Consider the following 3,065-nt stretch of genomic DNA (forward strand, 5'->3'; position numbering starts at 1 on the left):
GCCTGTCGACGGGCGGGCCGTCGGGCGGGGCCCCGGGCGGCAGGGCCGTGCGCCGCGGCTCGTGGAGCCGCGGCGAGGGGGCGGACGAGCGGGCGCGCATCCGTACCGCGCTGATCCGCTGCCGCGCGGGTTCACAGGAGAATCTCAGGGAAGCCTCAGCGGATTTCTCACCTTCGCGGGTAACAGTGAGCCCTGATGAAGCGCATCCCACGCATCTCGGCCACCTCACGGCCCGCGTCGCTCGGCGCCGTGGTGCTGCTCGCGCTGACCTCGGCCTCCGTGGCCGCCGCCGACGACGGCCGGGGGCCCCTCGGGGTCACCGTCGACGCCGCCGCGACCCGGCAGAGCGCGCGGGTGGGCGCGCTGTTCGGCGCGGACCGGGCGGACCGGCCGGCCGGCGGCCACTTCTGCACCGCCTCGGTGGTGCACAGCGAGCGCGGCGATCTGATCGTCACCGCGGCGCACTGCGTGACCGGCGCCGACGACGGCCTGGTGTTCGTGCCGGGCTACCGGAACGGGAAGACGCCGTACGGCGTGTGGAAGGTGACGCGGCGGTACCTGCCGGACGGGTGGGCCGAGGGGCGGGACGGGGACGAGGACAGCGATCTCGCCTTCGCCGCCGTCGCCGAACGGGACGGCGAGCGGCTGGAGGACGTGGTCGGGGCCAACCGCTTCACGCCCGGGACGGAGACCGGCGCCACCGCGGTCACCGTCACCGGCTACCCCGACTCCCACGACACCCCCATCACCTGCACCAACCGGCCGGCCCCGCACAGCCGCACCCAACAGCGCATCGACTGCCCGGACTTCACCGGCGGCACCAGCGGCAGCCCCTGGGTCAACGGAGACCACCAGGTCGTCGGCGTCCTCGGCGGCCACGACCAGGGCGGCACCACCCCCGACACCTCCTACAGCGTGGTCCTGGGCGAGGAGGCGGCAGAGCTGTACCGGGAGGCGACGGGCGAGACCCGAGAGGGGTGAGGGGGCGTCACTCCGGCGGTCCACCTGTGAAATGGCGCCAGTTCGCGCGCAAATGGCCCTGAACCGCGCCCGCATGGGGGAAAGTTGAACCGTGCGGAAGGTATGGGTGATCGGTGGGGCGGCCGTCGCGCTCGGCATGGGCTTCGTCATGCTGCTCGTCGTCGGCGTGTACCTGGTGGCCGGGAATCTGGTCAACGGAGTGGCCTCGGGGAGCCGGGGGCTGGCGAAGGGGGCCGTGCCGGCTGCGTACAAGTCGCTGGTGCAGAAGTGGGGCAACCTGTGTCCGGCGTTGAGTCCGGCGTTGCTCGCCGCGCAGCTCTACCAGGAGAGCGGGTGGAACCCGACCGTCGTCAGTCCGGCCGACGCGCGGGGCATCGCGCAGTTCATCCCCAGTACGTGGGCCACGCACGGGATCGACGGCAATGGTGACGGGAAGCGGGACATCTGGGATCCGGACGACGCGATCCCTTCGGCCGCTTCGTACGACTGCGAACTGGCGAAGTACGTGAAGGACGTGCCGGGGAACGTCTCCGACAACATGCTCGCCGCCTACAACGCCGGTGCCTACCGCGTCATCCGGGCAGGCGGGATTCCGGCCATCAGCGAGACGCAGAATTACGTCAAGCGGATCCGCAGTCTGGAGAAGAGCTTCGCCGCTCCGGTCAGCCGGATCGACCCCTCCCGGCAGGCCGCCGGTGCGATCGCCTTCGCGCAGAGCCGGCTGGGCACGCCGTACCTGTGGGGTGGCAACGGCACCGCCGAGCAGGGCGGGCGGTTCGACTGCTCGGGGCTGACCAAGGCCGCGTACGAGAAGGTCGGGATCGACCTGCCGCGGGTGGCCAACGACCAGTACAACGCCGGTCCGCACCCCTCGCGGGACCAGCTGCTGCCGGGCGACCTGGTGTTCTTCTCCGACGATCTCACCGACTCGCGGGCGATCCGGCACGTCGGGATCTACGTCGGCGGCGGGTACATGATCGACGCGCCGCGCACGGGCGCCGTGATCCGGTTCGACCCGATCGACACCCCCGACTACTTCGGCGCGACCCGGGTCACCGAAGATGGCGCAAAAGCGCTCCCCACGAGGGTCTGAACCGAGCGTGAACCCGCCCCCTGAGCTGCGGTGATGAGTCTCTCTTCGATAACGTCTGCGTGATCATTCAGTGGAGAGTGGAACGTATTGATGGTGGCCGTGCGTTCCTGTTGACGTAGCCGAGCGGACGTCAGTGCGGGCAGTACGGCAGTACAGCGGAAGCGGATCTACGAACCACGGGGGGCAGGAGCGACGCACACGAGGTGCGTCCGGGAAGACGACGAAGGGGCCGCAGCACCATGGCTGTACTCGCCGAATCCGGATCCAACCCCGACGTCGAGCTGCTCTACGACATCAACGGCCTGGCCAAGGACGCACCGCACTGGTTCGACCGGGTCATGGAGTTCGTCGGTGAGTACGGCCTGCTGCTCGCCATGGTGCTGCTGATCCTGTGGTGCTGGTGGTCCGTGCGGCGCCGGGGCGGCGAGGACGCGGCGTCCTCGGTGGCCGCACTGGTGTGGGCGCCGCTCGCGGCCGGTCTCGCCGTCCTCGTGAACGTGCCGATACGCGGCTTCGTGGAGCGCCCCCGCCCCTTCGTGGACCACGAGGGCCTGGACGTCCTCGTCGCCGGCAAGACCGACTTCTCCTTCGTCAGCGACCACGCGACGATCACGATGGCGCTCGGGGTGGGCCTCTTCGTCGCCAACCGCCGCTTCGGCCTCGCCGGCATCGGCCTGGCCCTGCTGGAGGGCTTCTGCCGGGTCTACATGGGCGTGCACTACCCGACGGACGTGGTCGGCGGCTTCGCCCTCGGTACGGCGGTCGTGCTGCTGCTGTCCCCGCTCGCCATGGCCCTGCTCACGCCGCTGGTGCGGGCCGTGGAGCGTTCGCCGCGGCTCGGCCGGCTCGTGCGGCGCCGGCCGGCGGAGGGCACCGGCGGGGACAACGCCCTGCTGCCCGGCGCGCGCTCGTCCGTGGAGTCCGAGGAGCGGGACCTGGCGGCCTAGGGCCCGCCCGGCGGTTCCCGCCCGCCCACGCGCACCGCGGTGCG

Annotated in this window: 3 protein-coding genes; all 3 read left to right on the top strand. The window is 71.5% G+C overall.

Annotated features, from left to right (window positions below; translation table 11 throughout):
• Window positions 1-195 precede the first annotated feature (195 nt).
• The 3 genes from CCN44_RS39940 (at window position 196) to CCN44_RS39950 (ending at window position 3,021) form a co-directional block, all read left to right on the top strand.
• Window positions 196-981 (top strand): trypsin-like peptidase domain-containing protein, encoded by a 786-nt coding sequence (locus CCN44_RS39940; protein WP_086704028.1) that lies wholly within the window; start codon window positions 196-198, stop codon window positions 979-981.
• A gap of 91 nt (window positions 982-1,072) precedes the next feature.
• Window positions 1,073-2,074 (top strand): C40 family peptidase, encoded by a 1,002-nt coding sequence (locus CCN44_RS39945; protein ID WP_059251184.1) that lies wholly within the window; start codon window positions 1,073-1,075, stop codon window positions 2,072-2,074.
• A gap of 239 nt (window positions 2,075-2,313) precedes the next feature.
• On the top strand, window positions 2,314-3,021 hold the full coding sequence (locus tag CCN44_RS39950) for a phosphatase PAP2 family protein (RefSeq protein WP_059251187.1): 708 nt from the start codon (window positions 2,314-2,316) through the stop codon (window positions 3,019-3,021).
• Window positions 3,022-3,065 lie beyond the last annotated feature (44 nt).

It is taken from the genome of Streptomyces tricolor (assembly GCF_002155905.1).
In the GTDB taxonomy this organism is placed as follows: Bacteria; Actinomycetota; Actinomycetes; order Streptomycetales; family Streptomycetaceae; genus Streptomyces; species Streptomyces tricolor.